Genomic DNA, 20,846 nt, shown 5'->3' on the forward strand with positions numbered 1-20,846 from the left:
CGGACGCGGTCCGCCGGGGCCGGGCAACGGCCCTCAGGTCACACGTACTCGGTGGGCAGGACCGCCTCGCCCCGGGAGAGCTGGGTGGCCGACAGGGGCAGACCGGCACGCGCGGCGATATGCCGGTCACGGGCGGCGTCCAGCGGCTCGCGGGCCACCACCTCGCCCGCGCGGACCAGCGGCACCAGCAGCTGCCGGTCGGCCAGCTCGGGCGGCACCGGGCCGGTGCCGACGACCTCGGCCTCCGCGACGCCCTCCTCGTCCAGCCGCCGGGCGGCCCACTTGCGGCCGCCGACCGACGACTTCGCGCCCATCGACTTCTTGGCGACCGGGCGCAGCGGGGCGTCGGCGGCGTCGCTCTCGGCGCGGGCGACCAGCTTGTAGACCATCGAGCACGTCGGGTGGCCGCTGCCGGTCACCAGCTGGGTGCCGACGCCGTACGCGTCCACCGGAGCGGCGGCCAGCGAGGCGATGGCGTACTCGTCCAGATCGCTGGTGACCACGATCCTGGTCTTCGTCGCGCCCAGCTCGTCCAGCTGCTGGCGCACCCGGTGGGCGATCAGCAGCAGGTCGCCGGAGTCGATCCGCACCGCGCCGAGACCGGGGCCGGCCACTTCCACGGCGGTGCGCACCGCCTCGGTGACGTCGAAGGTGTCCACCAGCAGTGTGGTGCCGCTGCCGAGGGTCTCCACCTGGGCGGTGAAGGCGTCCCGCTCGCTGTCGTGGAGCAGGGTGAAGGCGTGCGCGCTGGTGCCGACGGTGGGGATGTTGTAGCGGAAGCCGGCCGCCAGGTCGGAGGTGGTGTGGAAGCCGCCGACGTAGGCCGAGCGGGCTGCGGCCACCGCGGCCAGCTCGTGGGTGCGGCGGGCGCCCATCTCCATCAGCGGGCGGCTGCCGGCCGCCACCGACATCCGGGACGCGGCCGCGGCCACCGCGGAGTCGTGGTTGAGGATCGACAGGATGACCGTCTCCAGCACCACCGCCTCGGCGAAGGTGCCCTCCACGCGCATGATCGGCGAGCCGGGGAAGTAGACCTCGCCCTCGGGGTAGCCCCAGATGTCGCCGCGGAAGCGGTAGTCGGCCAGCCAGCGCCGCGTCGGCTCGTCGAGGATGCCGCGCTCGGCGAGGAAGTCGAGGATCGTCGCGTCGAAGCGGAAGTTCTCCACCGCGTCCAGTACCCGCCCGGTGCCGGCGACGACCCCGTAGCGGCGCCCCTCGGGCAGCCGGCGGGTGAACACCTCGAAGACCGAGCGACGGTCCGCCGTCCCGGACCGCAACGCGGCCTGCAGCATGGTGAGTTCGTACTGGTCGGTGAAGAGCGCGGTCGACGGCACGGCCACCGGCAGTCCCAGGTCTGCAACGTTCACTTCGGCATACCTCGCAATTCGATCCCTGCGCGCCGCACCGGGGCAGTGGACGGTTTTCCGGGGGCACGCGGCGGCAGCCGCCGATGTCACCACCCCCGGGAGATGCGGCATGCAGGCGATGCTACCCCCAATACTCGTCACTCTGACGATTTCCACGGTCAGTTCCCGGGCGGGCTCGCGGAACCCGTGCCGCGCGGCCTCGCCGACGCGGCCGCGGGAGGGCCGTTTGTGCGCCACCCGCCCCCGGGTGGCAGCATGGGGCCTGTGAGCGCCCACCCGTCACCCACGATCACTCTCCGGCCGCACCGCTGCACCCTCAGTGTTCCGGTCGAGATCGAGCGTCCCGAGTCGAGCGAGGCACCCGCCGAGGTGCCCGAGCCCGACGTCCCGTGGGTCACGATCGTCCACAACGACCCTGTCAACCTCATGAGCTATGTGTCGTACGTCTTCCAGTCGTACTTCGGCTACTCCAAGGACAAGGCGCACCAGCTGATGCTCGACGTCCATCACAAGGGCCGCGCGATCGTCTCCAGCGGCAGCCGCGAGGAAATGGAGCGCGACGTGCAGGCCATGCACGGCTACGGCCTGTGGGCGACCCTCCAGCAGGACCGCTGATGAGCGGCCAGTTCGAGCCCCTGCCCGGCGGCGGCGCCGTCGTCCCCCTCGACGAGGTCGAGATCTCCATCCTGCGCAGCCTCGCGGTGCAGCTGCTGGAGCTGATCGGCCCCGGCGAGGAGCCCGCGGACAGTGAGAGCGACGATCTGCTCGCCTCGGTCTTCAACGACGGGCCGAGCGAGCCGCCCGCCGACCCGGTCCTGGCCCGGCTCTTCCCCGACGCCTACGGCGGCCCCGACCTCGTCCCCGACGAGGACGTGCGCGCCGCGTCGGCCGAATTCCGCCGCTACACCGAGAACGACCTGCGCTCCCGCAAGCGGGACGACGCCCTCGCGCTGGTCCGCTCCCTCGACGCGCTGGCGCCGGGCGAGGAGGGCGGCGCACAGCTGCGCCTGAAGCCCGACGAGTGCCGGCAGTGGCTCGGCGCGCTCAACGACCTGCGGCTGGCCATCGGGACCCGCCTGGAGGTCACCGACGAGGAGGACGGCGGCGAGCTGCTGCGGCTGCCCGACACCGACCCGCGCAAGCCGATGGTGATGGCCTACCTCTGGCTCGGCGGCCTGCAGGAAACCCTCGTCGAAGCACTGATGGGCTGAATTTCGGGCGTACCACCCGGAACGTTCGCTCAGAGGACGCTCAAATCCGGATAACGATCGCATCAACGCGCCCGTGTGTTGTGGGATGCCTTCCATTTTTTTGTCCTAATTTCGCTGTGACCCGGCTCACTTCTCCAGAAGTTGATCTCGTAACGACCGTGATAAATGTTCACGACCTGCCGTGCGCGACGCCACCCCTGTCGCCGCGGGAGCGCTGAGCCGGCCGACCGTCGGCGTGCAGGAACTCCATCCGGGGGGTCGGGACCCGACCCGGACAGACCGGGTCGGAATGGAGAAAGGCGCACCACTCATGACCTCTGTGCAGGTCGACAAGCAGCACGACGGCAGTGAGGCTGCTGGGAAAGCCTCGGAAGAGGGCTACCAGCGGGGTCTGGGAAGCCGCCAGATCCAGATGATCGCCATCGGTGGCGCCATCGGGACGGGGCTGTTCCTCGGCGCGGGCAAGGCCATCTCCAAGGCCGGACCGAGCATCATCCTGGCCTACGCCATCGTGGGTCTGGTCATCTTTTTCATCATGCGGGCCCTGGGCGAACTGCTCATGTACCGGCCCGTCTCCGGCTCCTTCTCCGAGTACGGCCGTGAGTTCCTCGGCCCGTTCATCGGCTTCGTGACCGGCTGGACGTACTGGCTGTTCTGGGTCGTCACCGGCATCACGGAAGTGACCGCCGCGGCCACCTATGTGCATTACTGGAACGAGGGCATACCGCAATGGCTCTCGGCGCTGGTCTTCACCGTCGCGCTCTTCGGTATCAACCTGATCTCCGTCAAGATCTTCGGTGAGCTGGAATTCTGGTTCTCGATGGTCAAGGTCACCGCGATCATCGGCATGATCCTGATCGGCCTCGGCGTGATCCTGCTCGGCTTCTCCGACGCCGGTGACACCGCCTCCTTCACCAACCTGTGGTCCCACGGCGGCTTCTTCCCCAAGGGCATCGGCGGCACGCTGATGACGCTGCAGATCGTGATGTTCGCCTTCCTCGCCGTCGAACTCGTCGGCGTCACCGCGGGCGAGGCGACCAACCCCAAGAAGGTCCTGCCCAAGGCCATCAACACCGTGCCGTGGCGTATCGGCCTGTTCTACATCGGCGCGCTCATCATCATCCTGTCCGTGGTCAGCTGGACGGTCTTCGAGCCGGGCGTCAGCCCCTTCGTCGCCGCCTTCCAGCAGATCGGTCTGCCCGCCGGCGCCGGCATCGTCAACTTCGTCGTGCTGACCGCCGCGCTCTCCTCGGCCAACTCCGGCATGTACTCCACCGGCCGGATGCTGCGTGACCTCGCGCTGAACCGCCAGGGCCCGAAGTTCTTCACCCGGCTCAGCAAGAACGGCCTGCCCGTCTGGGGCACCGGCGTCTCCGTCGCGATGATGCTGGTCGGCGTCTGGATCAACTACCAGTGGCCGGGCGAGGCGTTCAACTACGTCGTCTCCTTCGCCACCATCTCCGGTATGTGGGCCTGGATCGTGATCCTGCTCTCGCAGCTGCGCTACCGCGCCAAGGCCGACCGCGGTGAGCTGCCCCGGTCCGAGTTCCGCGCCCCCGGCAGCCCGTACACCTCGGTGTTCGCGCTGGCCTTCATCGGCATGGTCATCGTGATGATGGGCATCGACCCGGACGCCCGGATCTCGCTCTACGCGGCCCCCGTCTGGGCGCTCATCCTGACCGTCGGCTACCTCTGCATCAAGCGGCGGGACGCCGCGGAGGCGGCGGCCGGCACCCCGCAGGCGGCCTCCGTGGAGGGCAAGAAGGACTGACGGCCGCACCGCGGCCGACCGGGCCCTCCGCCCGCTGTCCAGCATTCGGGCCCGTACGTACCACTCCTCGGTACGTACGGGCCCGTTGCCGTCGGCCCGCATGCCCCCTTCGACGGAGCGCCGCACCCACTCCTCTTATCCTTTCCGCATGCTGACCCTCACCAAGGCCCTCTACGACCGGATCGTCGAGCACTCCCGCCAGGACCACCCCGACGAGGCCTGCGGCGTGGTCGCGGGCCCCGCGGGCAGCGGCCGCCCCGAGCGGTTCATCCCCATGCTGAACGCCGCCCGCTCGCCCACGTTCTACGAGTTCGACTCCTCCGACCTGCTCAAGCTCTACCGGGAGATGGACGACCTGGACGAGGAGCCGGTGATCATCTACCACTCGCACACCGCCACGGAGGCATACCCCTCCCGCACGGACATCTCGTACGCGAACGAGCCCGGCGCGCACTACGTCCTGGTCTCCACCGCCGACACCGATGACGCCGGGCCCTTCCAGTTCCGCTCGTTCCGCATCGTGGACGGCGTGGTCACGGAGGAAGAGGTCGAGGTCGTGGCGGAGTACGCCTGACGGGTCCTGCGGGCCTGATGGGTCCTACGGGGCTGATGGGTGCCGCGAGCCGTGGGGCGTGGCGCGGGCCCGGTGCGGCGCGCGGCCCCAGCGCTGACTGTGGCGTCGGGAGTGACACATGCCCCAGGCAGACCGGTTTCCGGCCCGCCCGAGGCCCCGGCATCCGGCGCTGACCTGCGGGTATCCGGTCGGCCGTGACGTCCGCCGGTCACCCGCCCGCCACCGCGTCCCATCTGGCGTACACCAATCGTCCGCATCTTGGGACGAGGTTCCAATACCCGGACCGGGAATCGATACGATGACCGCATGGTTGACCACGACGTGAGCGAGAAGAGGACGGGCATGCTGCTGCGCGCTCCCCTCGCCACGCGTCGTTCCGCATCCGCCCTGCTGGGAGCCTTCGGCTGCGGAACCGCACGGCTGCACATCGACCTGTGCCGCCTCTCCAGCGCCATCTGTCCGCGCTGCGCCGCAGCCTGAGCTGCCCCACACCGGCCGCGGCGCCCGCCGGTCCGCACCCCGCACTTGAGCGTCACCCGAGGCACCCATCGCCGTGCACACGGGACGCACAGCACCCGCCACCTCACTCCGACAGGAGCACTCCCATGGCCATCGAGGTCCGAATCCCGACCATCCTGCGCACCTACACCGACGGTCAGAAGGCCGTCGAGGGCAACGGAGAGACCCTCGCCGACCTCTTCGCCGACCTGGAGAGCCGCCACAGCGGCATCCGTGAGCGCCTCGTCGACGGCGAGCAGCTGCGCCGCTTCGTGAACGTCTACCTCAACGACGAGGACGTGCGCTTCCTGGAGGGCATCTCCACCAAGCTCGCCGACGGCGACAACATCACGATCCTCCCGGCTGTCGCCGGCGGCATGGTCTGAGATGCGGTACGATTCCCCGCTCGCGGCGGTCGGCAACACGCCACTTGTCCGGCTGCCGCGCCTGTCGCCCTCCGACGACGTCCGCATCTGGGCCAAGCTGGAGGACCGCAACCCCACGGGCTCGGTCAAGGACCGGCCCGCGCTGCACATGATCGAACAGGCCGAGAAGGACGGCCGGCTCACCCCCGGCTGCACCATCCTCGAACCGACCAGCGGCAACACCGGCATCTCCCTCGCCATGGCGGCCAAGCTCAAGGGCTACCGCATCGTGTGCGTGATGCCGGAGAACACCTCGTCCGAGCGGCGTGAACTCCTCGCCATGTGGGGCGCGGAGATCATCTCCTCGCCGGCGGCCGGCGGCTCCAACACCGCCGTCCGGGTCGCCAAGGAGCTGTCCGCCGAACACCCGGACTGGGTGATGCTCTACCAGTACGGCAACCCGGACAACGCCGGTGCGCACTACGCCACCACCGGCCCCGAGATCCTCGCCGACCTCCCCTCCGTCACCCACTTCGTGGCCGGCCTCGGCACGACGGGCACCCTCATGGGCGTCGGTCGCTACCTGCGCGAACAGCGGCCCGACGTGCAGATCGTCGCCGCGGAACCGCGCTACGACGACGTGGTCTACGGGCTGCGCAACCTCGATGAGGGCTTCATCCCCGAGCTCTACGACGAATCGGTGCTCACCACCCGCTTCTCGGTCGGCTCCGAGGACGCGGTCCGCCGCACCCGTGAACTCCTCGCCGAGGAAGGCATCTTCGCCGGCATCTCCACCGGCGCGGCGCTGCACGCCGCGATCGGCGTCGGCAGGAAGGCGGTACGCGCGGAGCAGAGCGCGGACATCGTCTTCGTCGTCGCCGACGGCGGCTGGAAGTACCTCTCCACGGGCGTCTACACCGCCGAGTCCACCGAAGCGGCGATCGCCACCCTGCACGGCCAGCTCTGGGCCTAGGCCACCAGCGGGCCGCCCCGGCCCACCCCGCCGCTCCGCCGGCCGGACCGCACCATCGGACCGGCCGGCGTCCTGCGTATGGGGGCGGGGCGAGCGCCCGCCCAGCGCGGGGCGATACGGCGGCGGGCCTGCTCAGCGTCGTCCCCCGTTCCGGTGGACGCGGTGGGGGAGTGAGCGCCACGCCGGAGATCGGCAGATGGGCCGCTCCCCGCGAGACGGCCCGGCGCGCCGCGCGCACGTCACGCCCGGCACCGGCGCGGTCCGACAGGACCCCGGTGGCGGCAGTCCGCGAGGCGGCCGACGCGCCGCGCCAACCGCTGCGCCCCGCGCCCGGACCAGCGGCGATGCCACCACTGCCGCCACGCCCGGCCACCACCGTCACGCCACGCCCGGTGAGCCCCCTCGGCGGCCCCCGCCCCCGTACCGGCCGACCGCGCGTACGGCACGGGGGAACAGCGCCCGATACGGCCCACCCGGACTGGTGATTCCGCCCACAGCTCGGCCCGCTGGAGGAGCCACACAACCTTTTGCGCCTTACGCTCGTGGGCACCGTAAAGACCAGCAGGACCCGGCAAGAAACCGGCAAGGACCGCCGAGTAACCCGCATGGACCCTTCCCCGAGCTCTCACGGCGTTCGAGCAGGGGAGGCCCCTATTCCGCCGCCCCCGCCCACGGAGGTTCACGCCCGCATGAAGCTCACCGTCGTCGGATGCTCGGGGTCGTTCCCCTCCACGGAATCGGCCTGTTCGAGCTACCTCCTGGAGGCCGACGGCTTCAGGCTGCTCCTCGACATGGGCAACGGCGCCCTCGGCGAGCTGCAGCGCCACACCGGTCTCTACGACCTGGACGCCGTACTCCTGTCGCATCTGCACGCCGATCACTGCATCGACCTGTGCGGCTACTTCGTCGTGCGCTACTACCGCCCGGACGGCGGCCGTTGCGAGCCGATGCCGGTCTACGGGCCGGCCGGCACCGAGCGCAGGCTGACCGCCGCGCACGCCGATGTGCCGCACGAGTCGGCGATGAGCGAGGTCTTCGACTTCCGCACCCTGACCCCCGGCACCTTCACCATCGGGCCGTTCACGATCCGTACGGAACTGGTCAGCCACCCGGTGGAGGCGTACGGCTTCCGCATCGAGCACGGCGGCAGGTCCCTGACGTACTCGGGCGACACCGGCACCTGCGAGGCGCTGGACAGGCTCGCCGCAGGCACCGACTTCTTCCTGTGCGAGGCGTCCTTCACGCACGGCAAGGAAGACATCCCGGATCTGCACCTCAACGGCCGGGAGGCCGGCGAACACGCCCGCCGGGCCGGCGCGGGCCGCCTGGTGCTGACCCACATTCCCCCGTGGACCGACCCGGAGATCAGCCTCCGCGACGCCCAGAAGGTCTACGACGGCCCGGTCGAGGTCGCCAAGGCGGGGGCGTCGTACGAGATCTGAGGGCGCGCCGCGCGTCGCGGTGCATGCGGAAGGGCCCCGGAACCAGCTGGTTCCGGGGCCCTTCCGCACAGGTGACGAAGCGTGAGCCGAGCGGCTGCCGTCTATGCCTTGGTGAGGTCCTCGATCTCCTCCTCGGGCTCGCGGCCCGGGGTGGTGAGGTTGAACTTGGTGATCGCGAACCGGAAGAGCACGTAGTAGATGACCGCGAAGACCAGGCCGATCGGGATGATCATCCAGGGCTTGGTGGCCAGGTTCCAGTTCAGCGCGTAGTCGATGAAGCCCGCCGAGAAGGTGAAGCCGTCGTGCACGCCCAGGGCCCAGGTGAGGCCCATCGAGATGGCGGTCAGCACGGCGTGGATCGCGTACAGGACCGGGGCGATGAACATGAAGGAGAACTCGATCGGCTCGGTGATACCGCAGACGAAGGAGGTCAGCGCGAGCGAGATCATCATGCCCATCACGGCCTTGCGGCGCTCGGGGCGGGCGCAGTGCGCGATGGCGAGGGCGGCGGCCGGCAGGCCGAACATCATGATCGGGAAGAAGCCCGACATGAACTGGCCCGCGGACGGGTCGCCCGCGAAGAAGCGGCCGATGTCGCCGTGCGCGACCTTGCCGGCGGCGTCGGTGAAGTCACCGAGCTGGAACCAGGAGACGGTGTTGACGAACTGGTGCATGCCGATGGGCAGCAGAGCGCGGTTGATCAGACCGAACAGGCCCGCACCGCCGGCGCCGAGGCCCGTCATCCACTCGCCGAAGCTGGTGATGCCGTTGCCGATCGGCTCCCAGATCAGCACGAAGAGCACGCCGACGGCGGTGCCGACGAAGGCCATGATGATCGGGACGAGCCGGCGGCCGTTGAAGAAGCCCAGCCAGTCCACCAGCTTCTTGCGGTGGAAGCGCTGCCACAGGACCGCGGCGAGCAGCCCCATGATGATGCCGCCGAGAACACCGGGGTTGTTGACGACGGGCTCGACCCACTTGCCGTCCTTGATGTGGCCTTCCTCGACGGGGAATGCCTTGAGCACGTTGCTGTAGACCAGGAATCCGACCAGGGCGGCGAGCGCCGTGGAGCCATCGGACTTCTTCGCGAAGCCGATGGCGACGCCTATGCAGAACAGCAGCGGCAGATTGTCGAAGACCGCGCCGCCGGCGGCGACGAAGACCTTGCTGACGTCGATCCAGCCCAGGCCCTTCTCGCCGAAGACATCGTCCTGGCCGAGCCGGTTGAGGATGCCCGCGGCGGGCAGGACGGCGATCGGCAGCTGGAGGCTGCGGCCGATCTTCTGCAGGCCCTGGTACAGGCCGGAGCCCCGCTTCTTCGCGGGGGCCGCCTTGGCGGCAGTGGCCGAACTCATCGGATTCCTCCTGGTGAGGCGGGCACTCGAAGGGGGGACGGCCCGCTTGTTGGTCTACACCACTCAGTGGTTTAGACCATTCTTAGCATGTCGCCCCGACATAAAGGAATCCATTCTTCCAAGTGGTTTGGACCACACGACGGCCGACCCCCCGGTCCGTGGACCGGGGGGTCGGCAAAACCAGGCGGTCGGGCCTGGTGAGGGCGGTGCCGCGGGGCCTTGCGGGCCCGGCGCCTGCGCCTACTTGACGTTCTCCTCCTCCATCGCGTCCCCCACCTCGTCCGGCTCGCGCCCCGGAGTCTGCAGATCGAATTTCGTGATCGCGAACCGGAAGAGCGCGTAATAGACCGCCGCGAAACACAGCCCGATCGGAATGATCAGCCAGGGCTTGGTCGCCAGCCCCCAGTTGATGACGTAGTCGATCAGCCCCGCCGAGAAACTGAAGCTGTCGTGCACCCCCAGCGCCCAGGTCACCGCCATCGACACACCCGTCAGCAGCGCGTGGAGCACGTACAGCATCGGCGCGACGAAGAGGAACGAGTACTCCAACGGTTCGGTCACCCCGGTCACGAAGGACGTCAGGCCGACCGACAGCATCATGCCCGCGATCTCCTTGCGGCGATGCCGCTTGGCGCAGTGCGCGATCGCCAGCGCCGCGGCCGGCAGCGCGAACATCATGATCGGGAAGAATCCGGAGGTGAACTGCCCCGCCGTCGGGTCGCCCGCCAGGAACCGGTTGACGTCACCGTGCACGACCGTGCCGTCCGGTTCGGTGAAGGAGCCGAACTGGAACCAGACAAAGGTGTTCAGGAACTGGTGCAGGCCGATCACCAGCAGCGCGCGGTTGGCGACACCGAAGAGGCCCGAGCCGACCCAGTCCAGATCCGTCAGCCACTCGCTGAAGCTCGTCAGCGCGTCGCCGACCGGCTGCCACACCCACAGGCACAGCACGGCGAACACCAGGCCGACGAAGGACATGAGGATCGGTACGAGGCGGCGGCCGTTGAAGAAGCCCAGCCAGTCCACCAGCTTCACGCGGTGGAAACGCTGCCAGAACCAGGCGGAGAGGAAGCCCATCACGATGCCGCCGAACACCCCGGGATTCTGGAACTCGGCCGCGGCCGCCGTCCCCTCGGGATCCACGCACACCCCGCCCCACGGACCGGCCTGGACGTACTTCTGAACCGCGTCGCACTCCTCCGGGAACTGGTGCAGCACCGAGAAATACACCAGGAACCCGGCCACCGCCGCCAGTGCCGTCGAACCGTCCGACTTCTTCGCCATACCGATCGCGACACCGATGCAGAACAACAGCGGCAACCCCAGCCCCGAGTCCAGCAGCGCCCCGCCGGCGCCCGCGAAGACCTTGGCGACGTCGTCCCAGCCCAGCCCCTCGGCGCCGAACACATCGGGCTGGCCGAGACGGTTGAGGATGCCGGCCGCGGGCAGAACGGCGATGGGCAGCTGGAGGCTGCGGCCCATCTTCTGCATGCCCTGGAAGAGCGTGGACGCCCACTTCTTCCGCGGCGCCTCCGATGCTGCCTGGGAACTCATCTCGGCCCTCCCGCGTGTCGGCCCGTCGACAGCCGACCTGGCACGTGCCGCATACTGGTGGTGTAGACCACTTGTGGGTGCGATTCCGGTTCCCCGGCGCGCACTCCGGGTGATCGCCATCCTTCGTCACGTAGCGGACAAACGCTCAGATAGTTGAGCTAAACGTGCGTTACGGTGTGAAAACCGCTCGACGGAACCGTCGGCGGCCGAGACAAGCAGGAGTGGACATGGCCAGCAAGGCTGAGAAGATCGTCGCCGGGCTCGGCGGCCTCGACAACATCGAAGAGGTCGAGGGCTGCATCACCCGTCTCCGCACCGAGGTCGTCGACGCCTCCCTCGTCGACGAGGCCGCGCTCAAGGCCGCCGGCGCCCACGGCGTCGTCAAGATGGGCACCGCGATCCAGGTCGTCATCGGCACCGACGCCGACCCCATCGCCGCCGACATCGAAGACATGATGTGAGCTGACACCCCCGCTCCACGAGGGCCCCGCACCGGCCGCCGACACGGCCCCGGACGGGGCCCTCGCCATTGCCGATAGGGTCTACGCCATGTCTCGCATCGACGGCCGCACCCCCGAACAGCTCCGCCCCGTCACCCTCGAACGGGCCTGGAGCAAGCACGCGGAAGGCTCCGTACTCGTCTCCTTCGGCGACACCAAGGTCTTCTGCACCGCCTCCGTCACCGAAGGCGTACCGCGCTGGCGCAAGGGCAGCGGCGAAGGCTGGGTCACCGCCGAATACTCGATGCTCCCCCGCTCCACCAACACCCGCGGCGACCGCGAATCCGTCCGCGGCAAGATCGGCGGCCGCACCCACGAGATCAGCCGCCTCATCGGCCGCTCGCTGCGCGCCGTCATCGACTTCAAGGCACTCGGCGAGAACACCATCGTCCTGGACTGCGACGTCCTCCAGGCCGACGGCGGCACCCGCACCGCCGCCATCACCGGCGCCTACGTCGCCCTCGCCGACGCCATCACCTGGGCCCAGGGCAAGAAGCTCATCAAGCACGGCCGACAGCCCCTCACCGGCACCGTCTCCGCCGTCAGCGTCGGCATCGTCGGCGGCGCGCCCCTCCTCGACCTCTGCTACGAAGAGGACGTCCGCGCCGACACCGACATGAACGTCGTCTGCACCGGCGACGGCCGCTTCGTCGAGGTCCAGGGCACCGCCGAAGCCGAACCCTTCGCCCGCGACGAACTCAACGCCCTCCTCGACCTCGCCGTCGCCGGATGCGCGGAACTCGACACCGCCCAGCGCGAGGCCCTCGCCCGCACCCTCTGACGCGCCCGCGCGCACCGGCCGGAGCGCGCGACACGACAGACACGCGAAGCGGGGCAGCGCACGGAGGGCCGCCGATACCCATCGGCAGCCCTCCGCCGGCGCCCGGGGCCCGTGACCCTTTTCGCAGCAGACGCACACCTCTGGCACGGTTTCGCGGGCCGGATCACGCCCTGGACCGGGCGCCCCGGCAACCGCGGCGGGCCGTACGGCGTTTCTTCCTTTGTCCGAGCACGCCCTCAAGGGGAGGAACCCCATGGTCCCGCGCAACGCCCGCCCGCACCGACGTACCGCCGCCGCCTTCGCCGGCCTCGCCGCCGTCACGGTCGCGATACCGCTCCTCACCGGCTGCGGAGCCGTCCAGAAGGCCATGGACTGCGCGAACACCGCCACCGCCGTCGTCGACAGCGTCGACAAACTCCAGCGGGCCACCCGCAACGTCGACAACCCCCAGGAAGCCCAACAGGCCCTCGACGACATCGACCGCAACCTCGACAAGGTCAAGGCGACGGCCGACGACCCCGACCTCACCCGCGCCATCGGCAACATGAACGACGGGGTCAAGAACGCCCGCACCGCCCTCGACAACAACAAGGCCCCGGACGTCACCCCCATCGTCGACGCGGCCGGTGACCTGACCTCGATCTGCACACCGGGATAATCACTGCCCATGCAGCCTCAAACTGGCGGGCGACCCGCATCCCCCCGTCGCCTGATCCTCGCCACCCGTAACGCAGGCAAGGTCACCGAACTCCGGGCCATCCTGAACGCCGCCGCACTCGACGTCGAACTCGTCGGCGCGGACGCCTACCCCGACGTCCCGGACGTCAAGGAAACCGGCGTCACCTTCGCCGAGAACGCCCTCCTCAAGGCCCACGCCCTCGCCCGGGCCACCGGCCACCCCGCCGTCGCCGACGACTCCGGCCTCTGCGTCGACGTCCTCGGCGGCGCCCCCGGGATCTTCTCCGCCCGCTGGGCGGGCAAGCACGGCGACGACCGCGCCAACCTCGACCTGCTCCTCGCCCAGCTCGGCGACATCGCCGAGGAGCACCGCGCCGCCCACTTCGCGTGCGCCGCGGCCCTGGCCCTCCCGGACGGCACCGAACGCGTCGTCGAGGGCCGCCTCGAAGGCACCCTCCGCCACACCCCCACCGGGGACGGCGGCTTCGGCTACGACCCGATCCTCCAGCCGCTGGGCGAGACCCGCACCTGCGCGGAACTCACCGCGGACGAGAAGAACGCCATCAGCCACCGCGGCCAGGCCTTCCGGGCACTGGCGCCGGTGGTGCGGGAGTTGTTGGGCTGAGCGGCCCGTGGGCACGAAAACGGCCTGCGAATCGATCCTTCGATTCGCAGGCCGTTACTGTGCGGCGGAAGGGATTCGAACCCTCAAGCCCTATACGGGCCACAGATCCTAAGTCTGCTGCGTCGCCTACTGCGCCACCGCCGCTAGCCGCCAGCCATGATATCGGTCCGGTCGTCGCCTCGGGGCTCGGGTGCGGCCGGCTCACCTACAGGGGGTGGCGTCCACCGCGGCCCCAGGTATCGGTGAGCGAGTGGCAATTGGGGCACAGGTAGCGGAGGTTGGCGCGACGGTTGTCGAGCCGGTCGCCGTTGATGTGGTCGATTTCCAGAACGAGGCGCCTGCCCTGCCAGGTCTCTCCGGTCCCGCATGCGGCGCACCGGCGCGGTACCCCGCTCTCGTCGAGCGCGCGACGCAGCAGCGCGGTCGACGTCCGTGCGGAGCCCGGGGCGAGGCGCCGCAGGATCTCCTGGGCTGTTCTGCGGTGCGGCGACGGCTTGCCACGGCCATGCGCCTGACCGGTGAAATGCGCGGTCGGCAGGCCGTATGCCGCGATGCTGCGCTTCAGGATTCTGCGGCTACTGGTGTCGGCCGGCAGATGAAGCGCCCGGAGAACGCCCGCCAGGCTCCGCGAAGCGGCCACGGCCGCGGTGAGTTCGTCCCGGGGCAGCAGAGCCCCATTCCCGGTGACGGTGAAGTGCGACGTATCGATGCCGCAGCGGCTGAGGCGGTTTCTGATGTGGCTGTACGCGCTGTCGTAGGGCGGACAGCCGAGGTGCGTCATCACCTCACGAACACTGCGGGAGCGCGCGGCGGCCTCAGCGAGGCGCTCCGTGGAGTACGCCTGACGCGGCCGGCGCGGCAGCGGCTCGTCGACGAAGTGCGAGGTGTCGACGCCGTGGTGCTCCAGGCGCGTGCGCAGGTATCTGTGGGTGGCGCTGCACAGGGGCGCGTCGAGGCGACGGAGCAGATCGACCACGCTCGTGGAGACTGCGGCCGTACGGGCGAGCAGGTCAGGCGGGTAACGTCGGCGTCCGGCCATCCGCGGTGCCTACTTCCGGCGCCGCGTGCGGCCGCGGTAGGTGTCGGTGACGGCGTGGCAGTTGGGGCACAACAGGCGTAGGTTCTCCGGGCGGTTGTCCCACCGGTCACCGTTGCGGTGATCGACCTCCAGCCGCAAGGGCCGACCGTTCCCTTCCGCGGGCGTCCGGCACATCGCGCATTGCTCCGGGACGCCCCGCCGCAGCAGTTCGCGCCGCAGCCGGCTGCCGCTGATCCGGCCGTCGGCCGGAGTTCCGCGCACCAGCCGCTCACTGATCGCCACCTGTGGCCCCCGTGGGGGAGCGGCAGTGAAGTGCGAGGTGGGGATGCGGAGTTCGGCAATGCGTCGGCCGATGTGGGCGTGGTTGCCGCCGACCGGGCTGATGCCGAGGCGGCGCACCACCTCGGCGATGCTGTGCGAGCCGGAGACGACGTCGCGGAGCGTGGCCTCGGTGTGGCGCACACCCGCGGTGGTGAAATGCGTGGTGTCGATGCCCGCTTCGCGCATCCTGGTGCGGATATGGCGTCTGCTGCCCGGGGTCGATCGTCCGCCGCACCACCGGACCGCTTCGTCGTACGACGTCGATACGCGAGCCGCCTCCGCCAGCAGCTCGCGGGTGTATTTGCGTGGCATCGATTCCCCCTGTCCCGCGCACCGGGCTCCTCCCCCGTGCGCTCCTGACCTTCTCGAACTGGAGAACGATCGAACGTCGAGTCGGTTACGCCGGGTGACGAGGAAAGGGATGGGGATGGGGATGGAAACGGAAGGGCCCCGGGAGTCCCCGGGGCCCTTCCGTGAGGTGTCCGTCGCGCGTCAGAACTTGGGGTCGGGTGTCTGGGCGGTGACCATCTCGACGGCTTCCTCCTTGGTGGCCACCGAGGGCGGGGAGCCCTCCAGGGGCTGCTGGGCGGTCTCCTTCATGCAGGCCACCGCGATGACGCCGACGAGGGCGGCGCCCATCGTGTAGTAGGCGGGGACCATGACGTTCTGGTCGAAGACGTCCATGAGGGCGGTGATCACCAGCGGGGTGGTGCCGCCGAACAGGGAGACGGCGAGGTTGTAGCCGATGGAGAGCGAGCCGTAGCGGACGTTGGTGGGGAAGAGGGCGGGGAGGGCGGCCGACATGGTGCCCAGGAGGCAGACCAGGGAGAGGCCGAGGAGGGCCATGCCGCTGATGACCGCCGGTACGCTGCCCTGCTTGACCAGGAGGAAGGCGGGGATGGCGATGACGAAGAAGCCGAGCATGCCCGTCATCAGCAGCGGCTTCCGGCCGTAGCGGTCACTGAGCCTGCCGACGCTGCTGATGATGCACATCAGGACGATCATGGTGCCCAGCAGGATCAGCAGGCCGTGCGACTCCTCGTACTTGAGGGTGTCGGTCAGGTACGTCGGCATGTAGGACAGCAGCATGTAGTCGGTGATGTTGTACGCGCCGACCAGGGCGATGCACAGGATGAGCGTCGGCCACTGCTGGACGAAGATCTCGCTGATCTTCTTCTTCGGGGCGTTCTCCGAGAGGTGTGAGAACTCGGCCTCGGCCTCGGTGGCGGATCCGGTGGTGACGTGGGTCTGGGACGCCTCCAGCTTCTGGAAGGCCGGGGTCTCGTCCAGCTTGATCCGGAGGTAGAGGCCGACCAGGCCGAGCGGGCCCGCGATCAGGAACGGGATGCGCCAGCCCCACTGGAGCATGGCGTCGTCGCCGAGGGTGGTGTTGAGGAGCAGCACGATGCCGGCGGCGCCGGTGTAGCCGATCAGGGTGCCCATTTCCAGGAAGCTGCCGAAGTAGCCGCGCTTCTTGTCGGGGGCGTACTCGGCGATGAAGGTGGAGGCGCCGCCGTACTCCCCACCGGTGGAGAAGCCCTGGATGAGGCGGAAGAGGATCAGCAGGACGGGGGACCAGAAGCCGATGGCGGCGTAGGAGGGGATCAGGCCGATACAGAGAGTGCCGAGCGCCATCATGATCATGGTGAGCGCGAGGACCTTCTTGCGGCCGATCCGGTCGCCGAGCGGGCCGAAGTAGACGCCGCCGAGCGGTCGCACGAGGAACGCCACGGCGAAGGTGGCGAAGGAGGACAGCAGGCTGGTGGTGTCACTGCCGCCGGGGAAGAAAACCTTGCCGATGGTGACGGCGAGATAGCTGTAGATCCCGAAGTCGAACCACTCCATGGCGTTACCGAGCGCGGCGGCCTTGACGGCACGCTTGACCACCTTTTCGTCGGTGATCGTGATGTCGGTGCGCCGCAGTTTGGGGTTCCGGCGCCGTGCGACGGCCCGGAAGAGCGCCCGATGACGCTTGCGCGCTGCCGGATCGTTGTCGGAAGCCTGGTCTGCTTCGGTGCTGCCGGTCGGCACGAGGCGGTCCTCTCGGTCTGTCAGCGCGCGATGCGCGGGGGTACGACAGGTGCGCCTGCGCAGTGGAGCGCGGATCAAACCACTCTGGCCGGATAACGCGATGTACGTCACGCGACGCTGAGCCGTACGGAGGAGGTATTCCGGCGCGCCAGAGGCGCGACGTGGGCTGTTACAGGACTGGTACACAGCCGCGCGGTCATCGCAGTGTTCGGGCAATCAGGCCGTGGGGCGGGGGCGGGAGAGTGGCGTGTCGAAACCCGCTCGTTTCCGTCGGGGCGCCGCCGTGCGCCGGGCCCCTCGGGTGGAGGTGTCGGCGTTCGTGTGAGCTGGGTGGGGGTACGGGGCGCGGGCCCCGGGAGGAGAACGTGATGACCGAGCGTGAACGGTTCCGCTGGGCGCGTGGGCGTACCGCTCTGGCGGCGTTCGCCCTGGTGACGGCGGTTGCCGCGGGCGGGGTGTGGTGGAGTCAGGGGTCGGATCGCGCGTCGGCGGTGGATGCGGCGCCCAAGACGTCCGCCGTGCAGGACGTGAAGTCGCCCGGTAAGCACTCGGGGGGTCTGCCGGGGGTGCGGGACTGCGGGATCGGGGAGCCGCAGATCAAGCCTCAGGTGATCACGTTGACGTGTGCGGACGCGGGGATGGTGGCGACGGCGATCACCTGGGAGCGGTACGGCTCGCGGGAGGCGGAGGGTACGGGCGTGGTGCAGGTGGAGCGGACCGCGGGTGCGGGTGCGGACGCGGGTTTCCCGGCGACGTTCCGGCTCTACGGACCGGAGCAGGTGGCCGGCGGGCGGGCCTTCACGGGGCTCGAGGTGACGTACGAGGGCTCCACGCCGCTCGGTGACACGACGGAGATGTACAACCTCGCGTGATGGGGATACGGGGCCGGATCGCACTGGCCATTTCGTGTATGACGGCGCTGGCGGTGGTGGTGCTCGGGTTCGCGGTGCATCACATCGCGGATGCCGAGCGGGAGCGGTCGGCGAGGTCGTATCAGGACGACCGGCTGAGTTCCGCGCTGCAGATCTATGAGCGGGACGGGACGCTGGCGCTGGGGGCGCAGCTCGATGATGCGACGCTGCCGGTTCCGCTGCGGGACGCGGTGCTGCGGGGCAGGTCGGGGACGTATCTGAGCGGGGGCGAGGATCCGCGGGTGTGGGCTGCGACGGGGGTCGGCGGTGGGGGCGGGCAGGATCCGGCGCGTTCGCTGTCGGTGTCGGCGGCGTTCCCGGACGACGATCCGGCGCGGGTGGCGCTGGATCGTGCGTTGCTGATCGCGGGGTGCGGCACGGTCGTGCTGATGGCGGTGGTGTCGTGGTTCGTGGCGCAGCGGCTGTCGCGGCGGTTGCGGCTGAGTGCGGCGGCGGCCCGGCGGATCGCGGCGGGGGCGGCGCCGGACGCGGACGCGCTGGCCAGTCATGGCCGGGACGAGGTGGCCGAGTTGGGGCGCAGCGTGCATCACATGGCGACGTCGCTGGCGGCGCAGGCGCAGGCGGAGCGGGAGTTCACCGCGGATGTCGCGCATGAGCTGCGGACGCCGGTGGCCGGTCTGGTGGCCGCGGCGGAGTTGTTGCCGCAGCCGCGTGCGGTGGAGATGGTGCAGGACCGGGCGCAGGCGATGCGGCGGCTGGTGGAGGACCTGCTGGAGGTGTCGCGGTTGGACGCGGGGGTGGAGCGGGCCGATCTGGATGCCTGTGAGCTGCCGTCGTTGGTGCGGGGGATCGTGCGGCGGGCGGCCCGTCAGCGGGGGGTCGCCGAGGTGTCGGTGGCGGTCGAGGGGGAGCCGCGGATCGTGGAGACCGACCGGCGCCGGGTGGAGCGGGTCCTGGTGAATCTGCTGGCGAACGCGGCGAAGCACGGCAGGCCGCCGATCGAGGTGGTGGTGCGGGGTGCGCGGATCGTGGTGCGCGATCACGGGCCGGGCTATCCGGCGGAGTTGTGTGCGGAGGGGCCGCGGCGGTTTCGTACGGCGGCTCCGGAGCGGGGCACCGGGCACGGTCTGGGGCTGACGATCGCGGCGGGGCAGGCGGAGGTGCTGGGGGCCAGGCTGGACTTCGGCGCCGCCGCGGAGGGCGGCGCCGAGGCCGTGCTGGAGCTGCCGGACCGGGCGGCGGTGGCGCCCGGTCCGCCGGGGGGCCAGGGCACGTCCCGGGGGTGAGGTCCCGAGAGGACGTCGGCCGGGAGCCCTTGGCAAGGGGGCGCGTCACCCCGGGCCCGGGGCGGTTACAGCCCCAGGTCCTTGATGATCTTGGCGACGTGGCCGGTGGCCTTGACGTTGTAGAGGGCGCGCTCGACCTTGCCCTCCTCGTCGAGGATGACGGTGGAGCGGATGACGCCGGTGACCGTCTTGCCGTAGAGCTTCTTCTCGCCGAAGGCGCCGTAGGCATCCAGGACCTCCTTGTCGGGGTCGCCGAGCAGGGTGACCTTGAGCTCTTCCTTCTCGCGGAACTTGGCGAGCTTCTCCGGCTTGTCGGGGGAGATGCCGATGACGTCGTAGCCGTGGCCGGCGAGGAATTCGAGGTTGTCGGTGAAGTCGCAGGCCTGCTTGGTGCAGCCGGGGGTGAGGGCGGCCGGGTAGAAGTACACGATGACCTTGCGGCCCTTGTGGTCGGCGAGCGAGACCTGCTTGCCGTCCGCGTCGGGGAGGGTGAAGGCGGGTGCGGTGTCGCCGGTCTGCAGTCGCTCGCTCATGGCTCTCCTTCTGGGTGGATCCGTCTGCCCCGAGATTACGCAGCCGGGCCGCGGGGCGGGCCCGGGGGCGCCGCGGCTGGGCGAAACGGGGGTGCTGCGGGGCGCGGGCGGGGTGGAGCTGACAGACTGTCCATCACGAATCGGTACGGATATGTGGCCGGTTCCGTACGGGGCCTCGTGCCCGGTCTCGTACGCATCGGCCCGAGACGACGGAGGCAGCGCGGTGTCGGAAGCCAGGACCCCTGCGCAGATCGAGGCGGACATCGTCCGCCGGCGGCAGGATCTCGCGGTGACGCTCGACGAGATCGGTGTGCGGCTGCACCCCAGGACGATGATCGGCGAGGCGAAGGCGAAGACCGCGGCGGCGGTGGACCGTACGGCGGGGCGGGCGTATGTGACCGTGCAGCGCGTGATCTCGGATACCCGCGGCCAGTTGGTGGCGGAGGACGGGGCGCCGCGCCTGGAGCGCATCGTCCCGGTGGCCGTGGTCGGTGTGGCCGTGGTGGGCCTGCTGGCGCTGCGTCTGCAGCGGCGCCGCTAGGGGTGTCCGCGAAGGCCCGCCCGGCCCGGTGCCGCCCGGGTGGCGCCACCCGGCGGCGGTGGCTTCGGGCGGCGGTGCGTGGCGTGCGGTGCGGGGCAGGTACGGTCTTGCCGTGAGCCCGAAAAACACCCACGACACCCACGACAAACTGCCGATCCGGATGCTGCACGACCGTGTGCTGGTCCGGACGGACATCCCCGAGGGCGAGCGCCGCTCTTCCGGGGGCATCGTCATTCCGGCGACCGCTGCCGTCGGCCGCCGCCTGGCCTGGGCCGAGGTGGTCGCGGTAGGGCAGAACGTGCGGACCGTCGAGGTGGGGGACCGGGTGCTGTACGACCCCGAGGACCGCGCCGAGGTCGAGGTGCGCGGCGTGGCGTATGTGCTGATGCGGGAGCGCGATCTGCACGCGGTGGCCGCGGAGCGGCTGGAGGGCGCGGAGGACGCGACGGGGCTGTATCTCTAGCCCGCATCCCTGGTCCGGCTCCCCGGGCCGGATCTCCATCCCGGGTCTGCGGCCCGGTGTCTTCGG

The 20,846-nt window shown here is 70.1% G+C and carries 23 protein-coding genes and 1 tRNA gene; 16 read left to right on the forward strand and 8 right to left on the reverse strand.

Features of this window, described 5'->3' with window-relative positions; genetic code table 11:
• Nucleotides 1–38: 38 nt before the first annotated feature.
• Entirely contained in the window at nt 39–1,367 is a 1,329-nt protein-coding gene (locus QOM21_RS22945; protein ID WP_407552788.1) for a nicotinate phosphoribosyltransferase, read from the reverse strand.
• 264 nt (nt 1,368–1,631) lie between these two features.
• Between QOM21_RS22945 and clpS the strand changes: the two genes are divergently transcribed.
• From clpS to QOM21_RS22985, 8 genes are all read left to right on the forward strand, one after another.
• Nucleotides 1,632–1,982 (forward strand): ATP-dependent Clp protease adapter ClpS, encoded by a 351-nt coding sequence (gene clpS, locus QOM21_RS22950; protein ID WP_393895334.1) that lies wholly within the window; start codon nt 1,632–1,634, stop codon nt 1,980–1,982.
• Nucleotides 1,982–2,578 (forward strand): DUF2017 domain-containing protein, encoded by a 597-nt coding sequence (locus tag QOM21_RS22955; protein WP_407552789.1) that lies wholly within the window; start codon nt 1,982–1,984, stop codon nt 2,576–2,578. Before clpS ends, QOM21_RS22955 begins: the two co-directional genes overlap by 1 nt.
• 310 nt (nt 2,579–2,888) lie before the next feature.
• Complete coding sequence (locus QOM21_RS22960; protein ID WP_407552791.1) at nt 2,889–4,349, forward strand: amino acid permease; 1,461 nt, start codon at nt 2,889–2,891, stop codon at nt 4,347–4,349.
• 148 nt (nt 4,350–4,497) lie between these two features.
• Nucleotides 4,498–4,923, forward strand: a complete 426-nt coding sequence (locus tag QOM21_RS22965; RefSeq protein ID WP_393895337.1) for a Mov34/MPN/PAD-1 family protein — start codon at nt 4,498–4,500, stop codon at nt 4,921–4,923.
• A gap of 306 nt (nt 4,924–5,229) precedes the next feature.
• The gene (locus QOM21_RS22970) at nt 5,230–5,403 is read left to right on the forward strand and encodes a putative leader peptide (RefSeq protein WP_393895338.1); all 174 of its coding nucleotides are present in this window, start codon (nt 5,230–5,232) and stop codon (nt 5,401–5,403) included.
• Nucleotides 5,404–5,528: 125 nt separating this feature from the next.
• Entirely contained in the window at nt 5,529–5,807 is a 279-nt protein-coding gene (locus tag QOM21_RS22975; RefSeq protein WP_407552793.1) for a MoaD/ThiS family protein, read from the forward strand.
• A gap of 1 nt (nt 5,808) precedes the next feature.
• On the forward strand, nt 5,809–6,759 hold the full coding sequence (locus QOM21_RS22980) for a PLP-dependent cysteine synthase family protein (protein ID WP_393895340.1): 951 nt from the start codon (nt 5,809–5,811) through the stop codon (nt 6,757–6,759).
• A 689-nt stretch (nt 6,760–7,448) separates the two neighbouring features.
• Nucleotides 7,449–8,201, forward strand: coding sequence for an MBL fold metallo-hydrolase (locus QOM21_RS22985; protein WP_393895341.1), 753 nt, complete (start codon nt 7,449–7,451; stop codon nt 8,199–8,201).
• 101 nt (nt 8,202–8,302) lie between these two features.
• Here QOM21_RS22985 and QOM21_RS22990 read toward each other — a convergent pair whose 3' ends face one another.
• Together QOM21_RS22990 and QOM21_RS22995 are read right to left on the reverse strand one after the other, a co-directional pair.
• Complete coding sequence (locus QOM21_RS22990; protein WP_407552796.1) at nt 8,303–9,556, reverse strand: PTS transporter subunit EIIC; 1,254 nt, start codon at nt 9,554–9,556, stop codon at nt 8,303–8,305.
• A gap of 240 nt (nt 9,557–9,796) precedes the next feature.
• Entirely contained in the window at nt 9,797–11,110 is a 1,314-nt protein-coding gene (locus tag QOM21_RS22995; protein WP_407552797.1) for a PTS transporter subunit EIIC, read from the reverse strand.
• Between the two features lie 221 nt (nt 11,111–11,331).
• Between QOM21_RS22995 and QOM21_RS23000 the strand changes: the two genes are divergently transcribed.
• From QOM21_RS23000 to rdgB, 4 genes are all read left to right on the forward strand, one after another.
• The gene (locus QOM21_RS23000; protein ID WP_308409440.1) at nt 11,332–11,571 is read left to right on the forward strand and encodes a PTS glucose/sucrose transporter subunit IIB; all 240 of its coding nucleotides are present in this window, start codon (nt 11,332–11,334) and stop codon (nt 11,569–11,571) included.
• An 88-nt stretch (nt 11,572–11,659) separates the two neighbouring features.
• The gene (gene rph / locus QOM21_RS23005) at nt 11,660–12,391 is read left to right on the forward strand and encodes a ribonuclease PH (protein ID WP_407552799.1); all 732 of its coding nucleotides are present in this window, start codon (nt 11,660–11,662) and stop codon (nt 12,389–12,391) included.
• A 253-nt stretch (nt 12,392–12,644) separates the two neighbouring features.
• Nucleotides 12,645–13,049: a hypothetical protein gene (locus tag QOM21_RS23010; RefSeq protein WP_407552801.1), complete on the forward strand. Its 405-nt coding sequence runs from the start codon at nt 12,645–12,647 to the stop codon at nt 13,047–13,049.
• Between the two features lie 9 nt (nt 13,050–13,058).
• A complete protein-coding gene (gene rdgB / locus QOM21_RS23015) occupies nt 13,059–13,694 on the forward strand; it encodes an RdgB/HAM1 family non-canonical purine NTP pyrophosphatase (RefSeq protein ID WP_407552803.1) in 636 nt (211 codons plus the stop codon).
• A gap of 60 nt (nt 13,695–13,754) precedes the next feature.
• Here rdgB and QOM21_RS23020 read toward each other — a convergent pair.
• The 4 genes from QOM21_RS23020 to QOM21_RS23035 all read right to left on the reverse strand — a co-directional run bounded on the left by QOM21_RS23020 (nt 13,755) and on the right by QOM21_RS23035 (nt 17,085).
• A tRNA-Leu gene (locus QOM21_RS23020) sits at nt 13,755–13,838 on the reverse strand.
• 61 nt (nt 13,839–13,899) lie between these two features.
• Entirely contained in the window at nt 13,900–14,733 is an 834-nt protein-coding gene (locus QOM21_RS23025; RefSeq protein ID WP_407552805.1) for an HNH endonuclease signature motif containing protein, read from the reverse strand.
• A 9-nt stretch (nt 14,734–14,742) separates the two neighbouring features.
• Entirely contained in the window at nt 14,743–15,366 is a 624-nt protein-coding gene (locus QOM21_RS23030) for an HNH endonuclease (protein ID WP_407552807.1), read from the reverse strand.
• 180 nt (nt 15,367–15,546) lie between these two features.
• Nucleotides 15,547–17,085, reverse strand: coding sequence for an MFS transporter (locus QOM21_RS23035; RefSeq protein WP_407552809.1), 1,539 nt, complete (start codon nt 17,083–17,085; stop codon nt 15,547–15,549).
• A gap of 368 nt (nt 17,086–17,453) precedes the next feature.
• Here QOM21_RS23035 and QOM21_RS23040 point away from each other — a divergent pair, with 368 nt between their 5' ends.
• Nucleotides 17,454–17,957 (forward strand): hypothetical protein, encoded by a 504-nt coding sequence (locus tag QOM21_RS23040; protein WP_407552810.1) that lies wholly within the window; start codon nt 17,454–17,456, stop codon nt 17,955–17,957.
• On the forward strand, nt 17,957–19,243 hold the full coding sequence (locus QOM21_RS23045; protein WP_407552812.1) for a sensor histidine kinase: 1,287 nt from the start codon (nt 17,957–17,959) through the stop codon (nt 19,241–19,243). Before QOM21_RS23040 ends, QOM21_RS23045 begins: the two co-directional genes overlap by 1 nt.
• A 65-nt stretch (nt 19,244–19,308) precedes the next feature.
• Here the strand turns inward: QOM21_RS23045 and bcp are convergent, their stop codons facing one another.
• A complete protein-coding gene (gene bcp / locus QOM21_RS23050) occupies nt 19,309–19,776 on the reverse strand; it encodes a thioredoxin-dependent thiol peroxidase (RefSeq protein ID WP_407552813.1) in 468 nt (155 codons plus the stop codon).
• Between the two features lie 223 nt (nt 19,777–19,999).
• Here bcp and QOM21_RS23055 point away from each other — a divergent pair, with 223 nt between their 5' ends.
• Nucleotides 20,000–20,317 (forward strand): DUF3618 domain-containing protein, encoded by a 318-nt coding sequence (locus tag QOM21_RS23055; RefSeq protein WP_407552815.1) that lies wholly within the window; start codon nt 20,000–20,002, stop codon nt 20,315–20,317.
• Nucleotides 20,318–20,477: 160 nt separating this feature from the next.
• Nucleotides 20,478–20,780: a co-chaperone GroES gene (locus QOM21_RS23060; protein ID WP_048828920.1), complete on the forward strand. Its 303-nt coding sequence runs from the start codon at nt 20,478–20,480 to the stop codon at nt 20,778–20,780.
• Nucleotides 20,781–20,846: the final 66 nt, after the last annotated feature.

Origin of the sequence: Streptomyces sp. Pv4-95, assembly GCF_045782725.1 — a bacterium.
Classification (GTDB): domain Bacteria; phylum Actinomycetota; class Actinomycetes; order Streptomycetales; family Streptomycetaceae; genus Streptomyces.